Origin of the sequence: Lysobacter luteus, assembly GCF_907164845.1 — a bacterium.
In the GTDB taxonomy this organism is placed as follows: Bacteria; Pseudomonadota; Gammaproteobacteria; order Xanthomonadales; family Xanthomonadaceae; genus Novilysobacter; species Novilysobacter luteus.
Window position 1 is genome coordinate 777283 of sequence record NZ_OU015430.1, and the last position, 15951, is coordinate 793233.

At 68.7% G+C, this 15951-nt stretch carries 15 protein-coding genes and 1 CRISPR repeat array; of the genes, 10 read left to right on the plus strand and 5 right to left on the minus strand.

What is annotated here, in order from left to right; genetic code table 11:
- Positions 1–9: 9 nt before the first annotated feature.
- From KOD61_RS03605 to KOD61_RS03620, 4 genes are all read right to left on the minus strand, one after another.
- Positions 10–957: a ribokinase gene (locus KOD61_RS03605; RefSeq protein ID WP_215219694.1), complete on the minus strand. Its 948-nt coding sequence runs from the start codon at positions 955–957 to the stop codon at positions 10–12.
- Positions 958–970: 13 nt separating this feature from the next.
- Entirely contained in the window at positions 971–2269 is a 1299-nt protein-coding gene (locus KOD61_RS03610; protein ID WP_215219695.1) for a NupC/NupG family nucleoside CNT transporter, read from the minus strand.
- A gap of 100 nt (positions 2270–2369) precedes the next feature.
- Complete coding sequence (locus tag KOD61_RS03615) at positions 2370–3503, minus strand: GGDEF domain-containing protein (protein ID WP_215219696.1); 1134 nt, start codon at positions 3501–3503, stop codon at positions 2370–2372.
- 63 nt (positions 3504–3566) lie between these two features.
- Positions 3567–4166 (minus strand): TMEM165/GDT1 family protein, encoded by a 600-nt coding sequence (locus KOD61_RS03620; RefSeq protein ID WP_215219697.1) that lies wholly within the window; start codon positions 4164–4166, stop codon positions 3567–3569.
- Positions 4167–4480: 314 nt separating this feature from the next.
- On the opposite strand from KOD61_RS03620, the gene KOD61_RS03625 reads away from it, so the two are divergent.
- The 7 genes from KOD61_RS03625 to KOD61_RS03655 all read left to right on the plus strand — a co-directional run bounded on the left by KOD61_RS03625 (position 4481) and on the right by KOD61_RS03655 (position 9360).
- Positions 4481–5449: an aldo/keto reductase gene (locus KOD61_RS03625; protein ID WP_215219698.1), complete on the plus strand. Its 969-nt coding sequence runs from the start codon at positions 4481–4483 to the stop codon at positions 5447–5449.
- Positions 5450–5520: 71 nt separating this feature from the next.
- Positions 5521–5754, plus strand: coding sequence for a hemin uptake protein HemP (gene hemP, locus KOD61_RS03630; protein ID WP_215219699.1), 234 nt, complete (start codon positions 5521–5523; stop codon positions 5752–5754).
- Positions 5755–5844: 90 nt separating this feature from the next.
- Positions 5845–6801 carry an SPFH domain-containing protein gene (locus KOD61_RS03635; RefSeq protein ID WP_215219700.1) on the plus strand — a complete coding sequence of 319 codons (957 nt, stop codon included), beginning with the start codon at positions 5845–5847 and terminating at the stop codon, positions 6799–6801.
- 3 nt (positions 6802–6804) lie between these two features.
- Positions 6805–7242 carry an NfeD family protein gene (locus KOD61_RS03640; protein WP_215219701.1) on the plus strand — a complete coding sequence of 146 codons (438 nt, stop codon included), beginning with the start codon at positions 6805–6807 and terminating at the stop codon, positions 7240–7242.
- Positions 7243–7322: 80 nt separating this feature from the next.
- Entirely contained in the window at positions 7323–8444 is a 1122-nt protein-coding gene (gene gcvT / locus KOD61_RS03645) for a glycine cleavage system aminomethyltransferase GcvT (protein ID WP_215219702.1), read from the plus strand.
- Between the two features lie 93 nt (positions 8445–8537).
- Positions 8538–8933 (plus strand): glycine cleavage system protein GcvH, encoded by a 396-nt coding sequence (gene gcvH, locus KOD61_RS03650; RefSeq protein ID WP_215219703.1) that lies wholly within the window; start codon positions 8538–8540, stop codon positions 8931–8933.
- 256 nt (positions 8934–9189) lie between these two features.
- Positions 9190–9360 carry a hypothetical protein gene (locus tag KOD61_RS03655; protein WP_215219704.1) on the plus strand — a complete coding sequence of 57 codons (171 nt, stop codon included), beginning with the start codon at positions 9190–9192 and terminating at the stop codon, positions 9358–9360.
- Between the two features lie 525 nt (positions 9361–9885).
- Positions 9886–10165: direct repeats of the CRISPR family, unit length 25 nt; unit sequence CCGCGAAGAAGACCGCCAAGAAGGC.
- A 279-nt stretch (positions 10166–10444) separates the two neighbouring features.
- Here KOD61_RS03655 and KOD61_RS03665 read toward each other — a convergent pair.
- On the minus strand, positions 10445–11866 hold the full coding sequence (locus tag KOD61_RS03665) for a serine hydrolase domain-containing protein (protein WP_215219706.1): 1422 nt from the start codon (positions 11864–11866) through the stop codon (positions 10445–10447).
- A 71-nt stretch (positions 11867–11937) separates the two neighbouring features.
- On the opposite strand from KOD61_RS03665, the gene KOD61_RS03670 reads away from it, so the two are divergent.
- Genes KOD61_RS03670 through KOD61_RS03680 form a run of 3 tightly spaced genes read left to right on the plus strand, consistent with a single transcriptional unit; the run spans position 11938 to position 15910 of the window.
- Positions 11938–12531: a LemA family protein gene (locus KOD61_RS03670; RefSeq protein ID WP_215219707.1), complete on the plus strand. Its 594-nt coding sequence runs from the start codon at positions 11938–11940 to the stop codon at positions 12529–12531.
- Positions 12532–12573: 42 nt separating this feature from the next.
- Positions 12574–14517: a M48 family metalloprotease gene (locus KOD61_RS03675; protein WP_215219708.1), complete on the plus strand. Its 1944-nt coding sequence runs from the start codon at positions 12574–12576 to the stop codon at positions 14515–14517.
- 52 nt (positions 14518–14569) lie between these two features.
- Positions 14570–15910, plus strand: coding sequence for an NTP/NDP exchange transporter (locus KOD61_RS03680; protein WP_251370645.1), 1341 nt, complete (start codon positions 14570–14572; stop codon positions 15908–15910).
- Positions 15911–15951: the final 41 nt, after the last annotated feature.

Genomic DNA, 15951 nt, shown 5'->3' on the forward strand with positions numbered 1-15951 from the left:
GCGAGATAGTTACAGATCGGCGAGGTGCGGCATGGCCGTCGCCGCGCCGGCGCTTTCGCAGGCCCGCGCGGCATAGAGGCTGGCAAAGCCGACGTGGACGTGGAATGGCGCCGCCGGGTGTGTCGCCCATGCAGCCGCCAGCGCCCCGTTGAAGGCATCGCCGGCGCCGGTGGTATCGATGGCGTCGGCTGGCACCGCGGGCACGCGATAGAACGCCGCGTCGTCGCCGCGAAGCATCCCGTCGGCATGCGACACCAGGCAACCACGCGCGCCGAGGGTCACCACCACCGTGCCGTGCGGCAGCAGCCGGCGGCACAGCCGATGCAGTTCGGCGTCGGCCATTCCCGCCACCGCCCCGGGTTCTACCGGCTCGCCGCAGTGGCGGGCGAGCTGGGCGGAGAATTCGGATTCGTTGGGCGTCAGGACATCGCACTGGGCCAGGAGGCCGGCCGGCAGATCGGCATCGGCCGGTGCGGGGTTGAGCAACGTCGGCACGCCTTCGTCGCGGGCCAGGTCGAAACCGGCAAGCACGGCGTCGACCGGCGATTCCAGCTGCGCCAACACCACCCGCGCATCGGCGAACACGTCACCCTGCGCCCGAACGTGGGCGGGTGTCATGGCCGCGTTGGCGCCGGCACCGATGACGATGCTGTTGCGTCCTTCCCGGTCGACATAGATGCCGGCGGTGCCGGTGGGATGCGTGCTGGCGGCGTCGCGCAGGACGATGCCGTCGACGCTCGCCAGTGCGCGGGCCAGTTGTCCGCCGGCATCGGCGCCGAGCGCGCAGACGAAGGCGGTCACGGCCCCCGCGCGTGCGGCGGCGGTGGCCTGGTTGAAGCCCTTGCCGCCGGGGCCGGTGCGGTACTCGCCCTGGAGCGTCTCGCCGGCGCGTGGCAACACCGGCAACGACCACACGTGGTCGACGTTGAACGAGCCGATCACGACCACGGCGCTCATCGGCGTGTCCCGGTCAGCCGCCGAGGCCGGTCAGCACGCCGGCGATCGTCGCGGTCATCAGGGTCGCGATGGTGCCGCCGAGCACGGCCCGCAGGCCGAAGCGGGCGAGGTCCTGGCGGCGGTCGGGCGCGAGCCCGCCGATGCCGCCGATCTGGATCGCGATCGAACTGAAGTTGGCGAAGCCGCACAGCGCGTAGGTGGCGATCAGGCGGCCCTGGTCGGTCAACACCACGCCGGGGTTCTGCCCGTTCACGATCTCGGCCAGGTGCAGGTAGGCCACGAATTCGTTGAGCACGATCTTCTCGCCGATCAGGCCACCGACGACATTGGCGTCCTGCCACGGTACGCCGATCAGCCAGGCGACCGGCGACAGCACGTAACCCAGCAGGGTGGCCATGTCGGTCGGCTTGCCGAGCGCGGCCGACAAGCCGGTCACCTCGCCGATCCAGGTCAGCGGCCAGTTGATCAGGGCGATCAGGGCGATGAACGCCAGCAGCATCGCGCCGATGTTCAGGGCGAGCCGCAGGCCGTCACCCGCGCCGGCCGCGGCCGCGTCGATGACGTTGCTGGTGGTCTTCTCGACCTCCATCTTGACCGTGCCGCGCGTCAGCGGCGTGCCGGTTTCGGGGATCAGCAGCTTGGCGACGACCATCGTCGCCGGCGCCGCCATGATCGACGCCGCCAGCAGGTGCTTGGCGTAGAACGCCTGCGCCACCGGGTCGCCGCCGCCGAGCATGCCGACGTAGGCCGCAAGCACGCCGCCGGCGATGTGCGCCATGCCGCCGATCATCATCGTGATCAGCTCGGACTCGGTCATCTTCGAGATGTACGGCCGCACCGTCAGCGGGGCTTCGGTCTGGCCGATGAAGACGCTGGCGCAGACGCTGGTGGTCTCCGCACCGGAGACCCGCATGACCTTGGTGATCGCCCACGCCATCGCGCGCACCACCGCCTGCATCACCCCCAGGTGGTACAGCACGCTCATCAGCGAGGCGAAGAAGATGATGGTCGGCAACACCTGGAAGGCGAAGATGAAGCCGTAGGTCTCGACGTTCATCAGGCTGCCGAAGATGAACTCCGAGCCGGCATTGACGAACCCGAGCAGCTTCACGAAGCCGTTGCCGAGCGCGTCGAACACGTCGCGGCCGCCTGGCACCAGCAGCACCAGCGCGGCGAATCCGATCTGCAGGACGATGCCGGTCAGCACCAGCCGCCAGTCGACCGCCTTCTTGTGGTTGGAGAACAACCAGGCGATGCCGACCAGCACCGCGAGACCAAACAGGCCGAAGGCGACCCGTGACAGACCTTCCATCCACTTCCCCTGCGGCCATTGCCGTGCTCGACCGCGCAGCGTAGGGCAGGCGGGCAGGGGCGGGCAACAATCCGCCGGTTCAGGTACCTCGCTGTGGCGCTCAGCCGTCGCGGGCGATCACCCGGTTGCGCCCCTCGCGCTTGGCCATCTTCAGGCGGCGGTCGGCCCGGCGCAGCAGGGTCGAGAGGTCGTGGCCGTCGTGCGGGCTCGCGGCCACGCCGGCGCTGAAGGTCAACCGCAGGGGCTCGAGGTTGCCGCGCTCGGGATCGAACGGGCGCTGGCCCAGCACGCGCCGGATCGCATCGACGCGCTCCCAGGCGGTGCCCAGCGGCTGCGGCATCACCAGTACGAATTCCTCGCCCCCCAGGCGCACCAGTCGCTCGTTGCGCTCGGTCATGCCCTTGAGGACTTCGACCACATGGCGGATCGCCCGGTCGCCGGCATGGTGGCCGGCCTCGTCATTGATGCGGCTGAAGTGGTCCAGGTCGATCAGCGCCAGGCTGAGGCTGCCGTCCTCCTCGCTGGCTACCTCCAACAGCCGCGGCATGCGATGCAGCAGCCAGGTCCGGTTCGGCAGGCGCGTCAGGCCATCCGTGCCGGACATCTCGACCAACCGCTGCATCCGGTAGACCACGGTTGCCGTGATCATCGTCGCGATCACCAGCAGCATCACCCGCTGTACCTGCGGGCCCGGGGTCACCGCCCCGTAGTCGCTGGACAGCAAGTGCTCGGGCGAGTCGGCGAAGGCGAACACAGCGGCGATGATCGCGCCGTACTGGAGTACGGCCAGCGCACCGGCGAACAAGGTCGTGCGACCGTCGCCGCGCAGGGCGGTCAGGACGATCGCCAGGAGGTAGCACCCCCACACCACCATGCTGTTGAGCGCGGCCGGCAGGTGGGCAAACGCCAGCACGATGAGCACGGCGGTGGTCGCGGTGACATCGAACGCGACCGTAGCAAACGACAGCCAGCGATAGCGACGCCGGCGCCGGGCCAGCTGCAGCCAGACCTGTGCGAAGACATTGACGAACACCGCGCCGCCCAGCCCGATCAGGGTCTCGCGAACCGTGCCGCCGCTGACCGCGTTGGCAAGCGGAAGCACCAGCAACAGCGCGGCGATGACCACGCGCAGGCGTGCAACCAGCAGCTCGCCGCCCGCACCGACCTCGAGCATGACCTCGTCGGGTCGAGCCAGCACGGCGGCCAGGATCTCCCTTGCGCTTCGGCTTTCCATGACCTCCCCTGCGTCCGGCCGCAGCATAGCGTGGCCCCTCGACGGGCGTCAGGCCCAAGGCCCTCAGCCGAATCCGCGCAGGGCCACCCAGCCGGCCAGCACGGCGAACACCGTCGCCGCGACATAGCGGGCGGCCTTCAGCGGCAGCCGGTCGGCGAAGCGGCTGCCGAGAAGCACCACCGGCACGTTGGCCAACAGCATCCCCACGGTGGTACCGGCAATGACCTCCCACAACGGCTCGTACCGCGCCGCGAGCAGGACGGTGGCGACCTGGGTCTTGTCGCCGATCTCGGCGATGAAGAACGCGATGGTGGTGGCGATGAAGGCGCCCCGCCCGGGCAGCCCTGGTTCATCGTCGAGCGAATCGGGCTTCAGCGTCCACACCGCCACAGCCAGGAAGCTCGCGGCCACGACCCAGCGCAGGACTTCCGGACGCAGCCAGTCGGCGGCCAGCGCCCCCACCCAGGCCGCCAATGCATGGTTGAGGAGGGTGGCGACGAGGATGCCGGCGATGATCGGCCATGGCCGGCGGAACCGCGCGGCCAGCAGCAGGGCGAGCAACTGGGTCTTGTCGCCGATCTCGGCCAACGCGACCGTGCCGGTGGACACGAGTGCGGCGGCAAGGGGAAGGGTATCGGGCAGCAGTGACTGCAACTGGGGCATTGGACGATCGGGGAGCCGGGCGGGCAGTCGGAAAGCGACCGCCGCGCGGCCCGGCCCCGGTGCCTGGGCACCCTGGGTCATTCGCACGATGGTCGCCTTCGGTCTTGCCCCGGATCGACTGGCGATCCCCCATGCACCACGGCCTGCCGGCCAAGCGTGTTGATGCATGTCCCCGCGCGTTGCGCGGGTGGGCTACTCCCCGGAGGAAACAGCCCGCCCATTGTACGGGCGGCCGGACGCTGGAGCGAGCCGCCTGCGGCAATCGGGCTCGACCCCGGGCTTACACTGCGATCGTTCCCACCTGGAGTCCGTCCATGCAGTACCGCCGCCTCGGCTCGTCCGGCCTGCAACTGTCCGCACTGTCGTTCGGCGCGTGGCTCACGTTCGGTGCCCAGGTCGGCCGCGGCACGGCGCGCGAACTCGTCGCGGCCGCGTGGGACCACGGCATCAACTTCTTCGACAACGCCGAGAGCTACGCCAACGGCGAGGCCGAACGGGTCATGGGCGACGTCATCGCCGACCTGCGCCTGCCGCGCGACGGCTTCTGCGTGTCCAGCAAGGTGTTCTTCGGTTCGGTGGAGGCACCGCGGCCGACCCAGCGCGGGCTGTCGCGCAAGCACGTGACCGACGCCTGCCACGGCGCGCTTAAACGGCTGCGGGTAGACTACCTGGACCTGTTCTATTGCCATCGTCCCGATCCGGACACGCCGGTCGAGGAAACCGTGCGGACCATGGATGGCCTGGTCCGCCAGGGCAAGGTGATGTACTGGGGCACGTCCGAATGGTCGGCCGCGCAGATCCGCGAGGCGCACAAGGTCGCCCGCGCGCACCACCTCCAAGCGCCGACGATGGAACAGCCGCAGTACAACCTGCTGCACCGCGAACGGGTGGAGCTGGAGTACGCGCCGCTGTATGCCGAATACGGCATGGGCACCACGACGTGGTCGCCACTGGCCTCGGGCCTGTTGACCGGCCGTTACAACGACGGCGTGTCGGAGGACGGGCGATTCGGCGCACTCGGGCCGCACCTGCGCAAGACCATCGTCGGCGGGGAAAGCGAGCGCCGGCTCGAACGTGCGCGCCACTTCACCGCGCTGGCCAAGGAGCTGGACGTGCCACCCGCGCCGCTGGCGATAGCTTGGTGCCTGCGCAACCCGCACGTGTCCAGCGTCATCCTCGGCGCCAGCCGGGTCGAGCAACTGCTCGAGAACCTGCGCGCCATCGAGCTGGTGGAGTCCATGGGCGACCCGGTGTGGGGGCGGGTGAGGGTCGCAGCAAACTGAATGTGCTTTGCGGGTTGCGCGTCTAATGCGAATCATTATCATCTAGCACTCCCGTCCCCGAGCACTGCGCAATGGCCCTGCAAACCCTCAATCGGCCGCGTCTACTCCACCTGCCGATCCGGTCCGATGACCGGGCGCGTCCCGTCGCCCCAGTGCACCACGCCACGCACCCCCCGGTCGCCGACGCGCGTCCGCTCGACAGCGGTGCGTTGCTGCGCGGCACCCGCGAGGTGCTGATCCGCCACGGCGGCGAGACCTACCGGTTGCGGCATACCCGCAACGACAAGCTGATCCTGACCAAGTAGCCACCGGGCGCGCTGGCCACCCGTACCGGCCACCCGCGCCGGCGCGCGCCGTGCCTATACTCCCCCTACGCATAACTTTGGGGATGTGGCATGGGACTGGGGACGATGCTTGCGATCGTGCTGGTGTTCGCCGGCGTGGTGATGCTGTTCAAGGCGGTACGGATGGTGCCGCAGGGCTACGAATGGACGGTCGAGGCCTTCGGCAAGTACACCCACACGCTGTCGCCGGGTCTCCACTTCCTGATCCCGGTCTACCAGGGGATCGGCCGCAAGATCAACATGATGGAGCAGGTACTGGAGGTCCCCAGCCAGGACGTGATCACCAAGGACAATGCGGTGGTCAAGGTCGACGGCGTCGTGTACTTCCAGGTACTCGACGCGGCCAAGGCGGCCTACGAGGTGGCACAGCTGGAGATCGCCACGCTCAACCTGGTGATGACCAACATCCGCACCTCGATCGGCTCGATGGACCTGGACGAGTCGCTGTCGCGCCGCGACGAGATCAACGCCAAGGTGCTTGCCGCGGTCGACCAGGCCACGCACCCGTGGGGACTGAAGGTCAACCGCATCGAGCTCAAGGACATCGCCCCGCCGCGTGACCTGGTCGAGGCGATGGCACGGCAGATGAAGGCCGAGCGCGAGAAGCGCGCCAACATCCTGGAGGCCGAGGGCTTCCGCCAGGCGGAAATCCTCAAGGCCGAGGGCGAGAAGCAGAGCACGATCCTCGAAGCCGAGGGCGAGCGTGAGGCCGCGTTCCGCGAGGCCGAGGCGCGCGAGCGACTGGCCGAGGCCGAAGCCCGCGCGACGCAGATGGTGTCGGACGCCATCTCCGCTGGCAACGTACAGGCGATCAACTACTTCGTCGCGCAGAAGTACATCGAGGCGTTCAAGGCACTGGCCGAGGCGCCGAACCAGAAGTTCGTCCTGATGCCGATGGAATCGGCCGGCGTGATCGGCTCGATCGCCGGCATCGCCGACCTGGCCAAGGAAGCGCTCGACCGGCCGGCCGGTCCGCATGCCGTGGTCCCGCCGCGGACGGGGCGCTGAGCGATGCGCTGGGACTGGCAAGCGGTGGCATGGGCGGCCATCGCGCTGCTGTTGTTCGCGGCCGAGACCCTTGCCCCGGGCGCCTTCATGTTGTGGCTCGGGTTCGCGGCAGCGGCGGTGTTCGTCCTGGTGTTGCTGTTCGACCTGCCGCTGCTCGCACAGGCGGTGGCTTTCGTCGTCCTCAGCTTCGCGTCGATCCAGATCTACCGCACCCGCTTCCGTGGTCGCGAGCGGGTGAGTGACCGGCCGACACTCAATCGTCGCACCGACGCCCTGGTCGGACGCGTCGTGCCGCTCGAGCAGGCGATCGTCTCCGGCCGCGGGCGCGTGCAGATCGCTGACGCCTACTGGGACGTCACCGGTCCCGAGCTGCCGGTGGGCACCGCCGTGCGCGTGGTCGGCAGCGACGGCATGACGTTGAAGGTCGAGCCCGCGACCTGACACCGGACGCTTCCGTACGCCGGCGCCGCCACCGCGGCGCCGGTCTGGGATAATGCCCGCCCCACAACAGGCGCCGGACCATGACCCAGAAGACCATCCTCAACGACAGCCACCGCGCCCTCGGCGCCAAGATGGTCGACTTCGGTGGCTGGGACATGCCGATCCACTACGGCTCCCAGATCGACGAACATCACGCGGTCCGCCAGGACGCGGGCATGTTCGACGTCTCCCACATGACCGTCGTCGACCTGAAGGGCGAGCGCGTGCGCGAGTTCCTGCGCAGGCTGGTGGCCAACTCGGTCGACAAGCTCACCAAGCCCGGCAAGGCGCTGTACACCTGCATGCTCGACGAGCAGGGCGGGGTGATCGACGATCTCATCATCTATTTCCTCGGCGAGGAGTTCTTCCGGCTGGTCGTCAATGCCGGCACCCGCGACAAGGACCTCGCGTGGATCGCCCGGCAGGCGGCGCCGTTCGGCGTCGAGGTGGTCGAGCGTGACGACCTCGGACTGGTGGCGGTCCAGGGCCCCAACGCACGCGACAAAGTGATCGGACTGTTGCGAGAGGAGGACCGCGCGTCGATCACCAAGCTTGGCCGCTTCGCCGCGCGCGACGCGCAGCTTGCCGACGGCACCGGCGTCTTCATCGCCCGCACCGGCTACACCGGTGAGGACGGGTTCGAGATCGTCGCGCCCGGTGACCGCACCGTCGCGCTGTGGGACGCGTTGCTGGCCGCCGGGGTGAAGCCGGCCGGCCTGGGCGCGCGTGACACCTTGCGGCTGGAAGCCGGGATGAACCTCTACGGCCAGGACATGGACGAGTCCGTGTCGCCGTACGAAGCCGCCCTCGGCTGGACCGTCTCCCTCGACGAGGGGCGCGGGTTCATCGGTCGCGAGGCGCTCGAGCGACAGAAGGCCGACGGCGCGCCGCGCCAGATGATCGCGCTGGTGATGGACGACAAGGGCGTGTTGCGCCATGGCCAGAAGGTGCTGACCCCGAACGGCGAAGGCGAGATCCTGTCGGGCACGTTCTCGCCGACGCTTGGCAAGGCGATCGCCTTCGCCCGTGTGCCGGCCGGTGACATCCCGCTGGGCGCCGCCGCCAATGTGCGGGTCGACATCCGTGGCCGCGAGGTGCCGGTGCGCGTGGTCAAGTTCCCGTTCGTCCGGGAAGGCCAGCCGCAGGACGGCGTGCTGGCCTGACACGTCCCACCCCGGCGCGGCGCAGTCCACGCGCCGCGGCGCCTTCGCTACACTGTCCGCCCCTTTCCCACACCCGCAGCATCGGAGCATCCCATGAGCGAGATCCCCGGCGACCTGAAGTTCCTGAAATCACACGAGTGGATCCGCGTCGAGGCCGACGGCAAGGCCACCATCGGTATCTCCGACCACGCGCAGGGCCTGCTGGGCGACCTGGTGTACGTCGAGCTCCCGGGCGTCGGTGACCGTGTCGAGGCCGGTACCGCGTGCGCGGTGGTGGAGTCGGTGAAGGCGGCGTCCGATGTCTACGCGCCGGTCAGCGGCACCGTGGTCGAAGTCAACGACGCACTCGGCGACAAGCCCGAGACCATCAACGAGGATGCGTTCGGCGAAGGCTGGCTCTTCACCCTGCAGATGGACGAGCCCGGACAGGTCAACGAGCTGCTCGACCCGGACGGCTATGCCGAGTTGCTCGAAGACGAAGACCACTGACGGGCGACCGTCATGCCCCGATCGGGGCAACGCGACACACATGGAAATCCGCGTCGGCAACGGCGCGGATTTTTCGTTGGCGGCGATCCGTGCCAGTGAGTCGGCATGAAAATTCCCGCGCACTTTCGCCTTGTGCAATGCGAAACGGCTCGCACGGCGGGCGTTCTCCCGATATCGCTGGCTGGTCAAAAATTCGCCAGTGCGGTTTCGCGACGATTACGACCGGCTGCGCTGCGTGCGCGCAAGACCGCACTGCATGGCATGGCTGCAGACCGCGCTGCGCTTGGCTATCAGCGGCGCGTGCAAATGCCCGGGCATCCTGTTGATCGCAACGCAACCGGTTCGCGACGAAGCCGCGTCGACCAATGCGCCGCTGCTGTCGGGAAAACGGCAGGGCGAAGCGCGCGGGGACTTGTTGACACTATGAAAAACCGTGATTAGGTTTCGCGAAACAGCGTTACCCACGGAAGCGAGTGAGCAAAGTCAACGCGACAACGCGGGCAACAACACGGAACTCCGCCTGGATGGTCAAAACGGTGGACGCGGTGCTTCTGTCCCCGGTGGGTTCCAAACATCCGCAATCGCGAAACCTTCCCTTGCATGCAGCCCGGTCGGCCTTCGGCGGATCGGGTTTTTCTTTGCGCGCGACTCGCTTCGCCGGCGTGGCGGGCATGCAGGTGGAAGTGCGTGGATCCGCTCCGGCACCGGTGGTGTCGGCGGTTGGTCGCGGGGTCGCACCCCGCGACGTTTTGGTACTGGGCTGTACACCCCGATAGACCACTGACGAGGAGCCATCTCATGGCCACGAAGAAAGCTGCGAAGAAGAAGCCTGCCGCGAAGAAAGCGGCGAAGAAGACTGCGAAGCCGGCAGCCAAGAAGGCCGCCGCCAAGAAGACCGTGCGCAAGTCCGCGGCCAAGAAGGCGGTGAAGAAGCCGGCCGCCAAGAAGGCGACCGCGAAGAAGACCGCGAAGAAGGCAACCGCCAAGAAGACTGCAAAGAAGGCAACCGCCAAGAAGACCGCCAAGAAGGCAACCGCCAAGAAGTCGGTGAAGAAGACGGCCAAGAAGGCCACGGCGAAGAAGACCGCGAAGAAGGCCGTGCGCAAACCGGCGGCCAAGAAGACCGCGAAGAAGACCGCCAAGAAGGCAGCTACCAAGAAGACCGCTGCCAAGAAGACCGCCAAGAAGGCGGCGACCAAGCGTCCAGCCGCGAAGAAGACCGCCAAGAAGGCGGCGACCAAGCGCCCGGCCGCCAAGAAGGCCGCCAAGGCACCGGCAGCGAAGAAGGCCACGGCCAAGAAGCCGACCCGTCGCGCCACCAAGAAGCAGCAGGCTCCGACCGCGATGCCGGCAACCCCGGCACCGATGATCTAAGCCACCCGATACCGCAACACTGCAGTCAGCCCTTCCCCGCGGCCCAGGCGGGGGAGGGCTTTTTCATTGGGGCCCGGCGATTGCGATCTGGACTGGATCGCGGGTTGCGGCGTCCCCGGATGGAACGCCGCCATGACTCAGCGCGGTGCGGCGGTCGCCTCGGCGGCGCTGCTGCCGGGGGCGTTGCGCCCGTTCTCGGCGTACCAGGCGTGCTGGTTGAAATCGATGTCCAGCCAGGCCGTGGCGCTCGACGGAATCCCGACCGCGCGGTCGATCATCGTCGGCAGCAGCCCCGTCGGCACCGAGCTCTCACCGTTCCACAGCACGGCGATGCCGAGATCCTGGTCGGGCAGCATCGCGATCATGCCGCGATAACCCTGCACGGCGCCGGCGTGGTAGACCAGCGGCCGGCCGGAATAGTTGTAGACCCGCCAGCCAAGCCCGTAGCCCGCGGAGTCGAGGCGGGCACGACGCCACGAGGAGCTGCGCGTCTGGTACGGGGTGTCGACCAGCGGCTTGTGCAGCGTGGCCAGCAGCGGCGCGGGAATGACGTCGGGGCGATGGCCGGTCTGGGCGATGAGCCACTGGGCCATGTCGCTGGCACTGGCATTGACGCCGGCGGCGGGTGCGACTTCGTAGTAGGTCGGCTTGGGCATGACCGAGACCCAGCCACCACGGCCGCGCACGTGCGGCTTGGCCCAGCGCGCGCTGGACTCGATGCCCTCGAGGCCGAGGCTGGCGTCGTTCATGCCCAGCGGCTTGAGCAGGCGGCTCTGCACTTCCTGGCTGTAGAAGTCGCCGGTGGTGGCGAACACGATGTCGCCGATCAGGCTGAAGGCGACGTTCTGGTAGGCGTAGCAGGTGCCGGGCTGGCACTTGAGCGGTGCGCTGGAGAGCCGGCGGGTCAGGGTCCGGTAGTCGACGTAACGCTCAAGGTCGCGATCGAAGGCGTTGTGCGACAGACCAACGCGGTGGCTCAGCAGGTCGGCCACGGTGATCTGGCTGGCGGCGCCGGGCTGGCTCAGTTCGAACTCGGGCATGTAGTCGGTGAGCTTGCTGTCCCAGCGAAGGCGGCCGTCGGCCACCAGCAGGCCGGCCATGGTGCCGGCGAAGCCCTTGGATAGCGATGCGAGCCGGAACACGGTGTGCGAGTCGACCGGCTCCGCGTCGCTGACGTCGGTGATGCCGTAGCCGCGCGCGCTGAGAACCTTGCCGTCGTGGACGATCGCCATCGCCAGGCCGGGCACGCGCTGGTTGGCGACGATCTGCTGGGCCATCGCCTCGAACATGGCGACGTCGAAGTCGGGTGGCAGCGGCGGGGCGGCCGGCTTGACGCGTGCCGGCACCGGCGGCGCCTGTTGCGGCGTGCTGGTCGCGACCTGCACCGGCTGCGTGGCCGGGCCACGCAAGGAGGCCTCGACTTCGGATGAATCGGCCTGTGCGGTGTCGCTCCACGGAAGCGTGGTCTGCGCCGCCGAACCCAGCGTCAGCGTCAGCAGGAACGCGAGCGCACCCAGACGCCCACCGATGCGAGGGAGCCGGTTCGCTTCGTCTTTCATAGGTCGTCGCGCCTGCGTATGCTCGGGGTCCCCGGATCATAGCGCCGGTTTTCAGGGTTACGCGAGCAAACATGTTCAGCTTCCTGATTTTGTTGGGTTTGTTTCTCCTGTTCATGTTCTGGGGCGTGGGCCTCTACAACGGTCTGGTGACCGCCCGGAACGCCTACAGGAACGCCTTTGCCCAGATCGACGTGCAGCTGCAGCGCCGTTTCGAACTGATCCCGAACCTGGTCGAGACCGCCAAGGGTTACCTGACCCACGAGCGGGAAACCCTGGAAGCGGTGATGCAGGCGCGCGCGGCGGCGGTGTCGGGCCTGTCGGCGGCCAAGGCCAGTCCCGGCGACGCCACTGCCATGGCCCAGCTGGACGCGGGCGAGCGCCAACTCGAGGGTGCGCTCGGAAGGCTGATGATGGTGGCCGAGGCCTATCCGGACCTGAAGGCCAACCAGACCATGGCGCAGCTGTCCGAAGAGCTGACCAGCACAGAGAACCGCGTGGCGTTTGCACGCCAGGCCTACAACGACGCGGTGATGGCCTACAACAACAAGCGCGAGGTATTCCCCTCGAGCCTGGTGGCGGGCAACTTCGGTTTTGCCCCGGCCGCGCCACTATCCCTGCCAACGGACCAGCCCGAAATGCGGCTGGCCCCGCAGGTGCGTTTCTGACGCTTGGCATGGCGCCGCCCGCGCGGCACCGACATCCGTCCGATGAACTTCTTTGAGCGCCAGGCGGCCGCGCGCCGCGCATCCGTTCGGCTGGTCGTGCTGTTTGCACTGGCCGTGGTCGCGGTCGTGCTCGCGGTGGATGCAATGGCCTGGGTGGTGAGCGGCGGAAGCGGCGGTGCGCTGGTAGTGGCGACGGTCCTGACCCTTGCGACGATCGGCCTGGGTTCGCTCTACCGGCTGGCGAGCCTGGGCGGGGGTGGCGAGGCGATTGCCGCGCAACTGGGTGGCACGCCGGTCGCGGCCGACACGACCGACCCCGAGTTGCGGCGCCTGCGCAACGTGGTCGAGGAGGTTGCCATTGCCTCGGGCGTACCGGTGCCGGGCGTGTACGTGCTCGACCACGAGGCGGGGATCAACGCCTTTGCTGCCGGCCACGCAGCGGCGGACGCGGTGGTGGCGGTCACCCGCGGGGCGCTCGAGCGGCTAAACCGCGATGAGCTGCAGGGCGTGGTCGCCCACGAGTTCGCCCACATCCTCAATGGCGACATGCGGCTCAACCTGCGGCTGGTCGGGGTGCTGTTCGGGATCTCGATGCTGGGGCTGATCGGCCGCCACGTGCTGGACTTCGGGCGCGTCGGCCTGCAGGGCCGCGGGCATCGTCGAGGCGCTGGCGTGGCGGTCGGCGTGATGGTGGCCGCGGCGGCGATGATCGCGATCGGCTGGGTGGGGTTGCTGTTTGCCCGCCTGATCCGTGCCGGGGTCAGCCGACAGCGCGAGCGCCTGGCGGACGCCAGCGCTGTGCAGTTCACCCGCCAGCCGGCCGGCCTGGCCGGTGCACTCAAGAAAATCGGTGGCCTGCCTGACGGGTCGGTGCTGGCTTCCACCGGCGATGCCGAGGAAGTCAGCCACATGCTGTTCGGCGACGGCCTGGGATTCGGCGGCCGCATGGCGGAATGGTTCGCCACCCATCCGCCGCTGGTCGAACGCATCCAGGCGCTGGAGCCGTCTTTCAGCGACCGGCAACTGGCGTTGCTGTCCAGGCGCTGGAAGGACCAGCCGCCGCACGGGCTGGAGGAAGACCTGCACCTCGGCCTTGCCACCCACGACCCACTGCCACCCGCGCACGCCGAACGGGGCATCGTTGCCGGGCAGGTGTCCGCACACGTTGGCAATCCGGACGAAGACGACCACCACCGCGCGGATGTCGTCATGGGTGAGCTGGGTGAACCGTTGCGCGCTCTCGCCCGTGACCGCGACCGGGCCATCGCGCTGGTGCTCGGTGTGCTGGTGGACCCGCGCACGGACGTGGCCCAACGGCAGCTGTTCGGCATCGCCGCGCGCCTGGGGGAAGCGGTCGCGACCGACGTGCGCGGACTGTACGAGCGCCACCTTGCCCACCTGCACCCGATGCTGCGGCTGCCGTTGGTCGAACTGTCGTTCCCGGTGCTGCGCCGGCGTCCGCGTCCGCAACTGGAACTGCTGCTCGACACGGTGGAAGCGATGTCGACCGCGGACGGCGAGGTGTCGCTGTTCGAGTACTGCCTGGGCCGGCTGCTGACCGTGCAGTTGCGCGAGTCCCTGGCGCCGGCACGCTATGCCAGTTTCGGCCGCCGCAAGCCGGGGACGCTCGTCGACGAGATCACCGTCCTGCTGACGGTTGCCGCGCATGCCGGCCATGCCGACGAGGTTTCGGCGCGCCATGCGTTCCTGGCCGGGATGCAGCACATCCTGCCGCACCACCAGGCCCGCTACCGGGCGCCGGCCCAGCCGGTACAGGCGCTCGAACAGGTGTGGCCATCGCTGGACCTGCTCCACCCGATGGCCAAGAAGCTGCTGGTCGAGGCCGTGACCATCGCGGCCAGCCACGACGGCCGTGTCAGCGTGGCCGAAGCCGAGCTGCTGCGGACCATCTGCGCGATCCTGCACTGTCCGCTGCCGCCACTGCTGGGCGCCGCGTACGGCCAGGCCGACCGGATCCGTCACTGACAGCGCAAGCGCGTTCGGCTACCGTGCCGCATCGCTCGTCCCGCGGCCCGCCGTGACCTCCAACGTCTCCAACCTGCGCCGGTTCCGCGTGGCCCTGGCCGAGTCACCACCGCTGTGGTGGGCGCTGCTCTATTTCTTCTGCCTCCTGTGCGGCTACTACGTGCTGCGTCCGGTGCGCGACGCGATGGGCGCGTCCGGCGACCCGGCCACGGTGTTCCCACGCTGGTTGGTCGACCTGGCGGCTAGCGCCGGCGTCGACCTGGGCGAGTACACCCTGCAGGTGCTTTTCAGCGCGGTGTTCGTGGCGATGGTGCTGCTGCAGCCGGTCTACGGCGCGCTGGTGGCGCGTTTTCCCAGGCGGGTGTTCCTGCCGCTGGTCTATCTCGTCTTCATCGCTTGCCTGCTCGGTTTCTACTGGCTGTTCGACACCGGCGTTTCGGGCCGTGGTGCGGCGTTCTACGTCTGGAGCGCGGTGTTCAACCTGTTCGCCGTGGCGGTGTTCTGGAGCTTCATGGCGGACGTGTTCGACAACGAGCACGCCAAGCGCCTCTACGGGTACATCGGCGCGGGCGGCACCATCGGTGCATTGGTCGGCCCGGCCATCACCCGCTGGCTGGTCGGCCCGCTCGGGGTGGCGAACCTGTTGCTGGTGTCGGCCGGCTTCCTTGCGGTCTGCCTGCTGTGCATCCTGCGGCTGAGGCCCTGGGCGGCCCGCCGGGAACGCCGGCACGGTGTGCACGATGGCGAGCAGGCCATCGGCGGATCGGTGCTGGCGGGGCTCAGGCTGGTATGGCAGGAACCACTGCTGCGGGCGCTCGCGGTGATGATGGTGTTCGGGGTCGGCGTCGGCACGTTGCTCTACAACGAGCAGGCCGCGATCGTCCGGGAGTTCCATCCGACGCCGGAAGCGGCGACGCGCTATTACGCCACCATCGACTGGGCGGTGAACGGCCTGACCCTGGTGATCCAGCTGTTCGTCACCCGTTGGCTGCTGCGCCGACACGGCGTGGCACCGGCATTGCTGCTGCCGGCATTCGCGATCCTGCTGGGCTACTGCGCGCTGGCCGCGTCGCCACTGCCGCTGCTGGTCGCGGTGGTGCAGGTGGCCACGCGCGCCGGCGAGTTCTCACTCGCCAAGCCCGGCCGGGAAACGCTGTACACCCGGGTCGATCGCGAGTCCCGCTACAAGGCCAAGGCGGTCATCGATACCGTGGTGTACCGCGGTGGCGACCTGACGTTCGTGTGGGTGCACAAGCTGCTGTCGATATTCGGTACGACCGCGGTGTTCGCCACCGGCGTGCTGGTGGCGCTCGGGTTCCTCGGCGGCGCCTGGGGCGTGGTGCGGGCGCAGCGGCGGTTGCCCGGGGACGGACTGCACAACGACGCCGACTGACGGCCGCCCGTTGGCGCAACAAGAAAGCGGCGGGCTCTCGC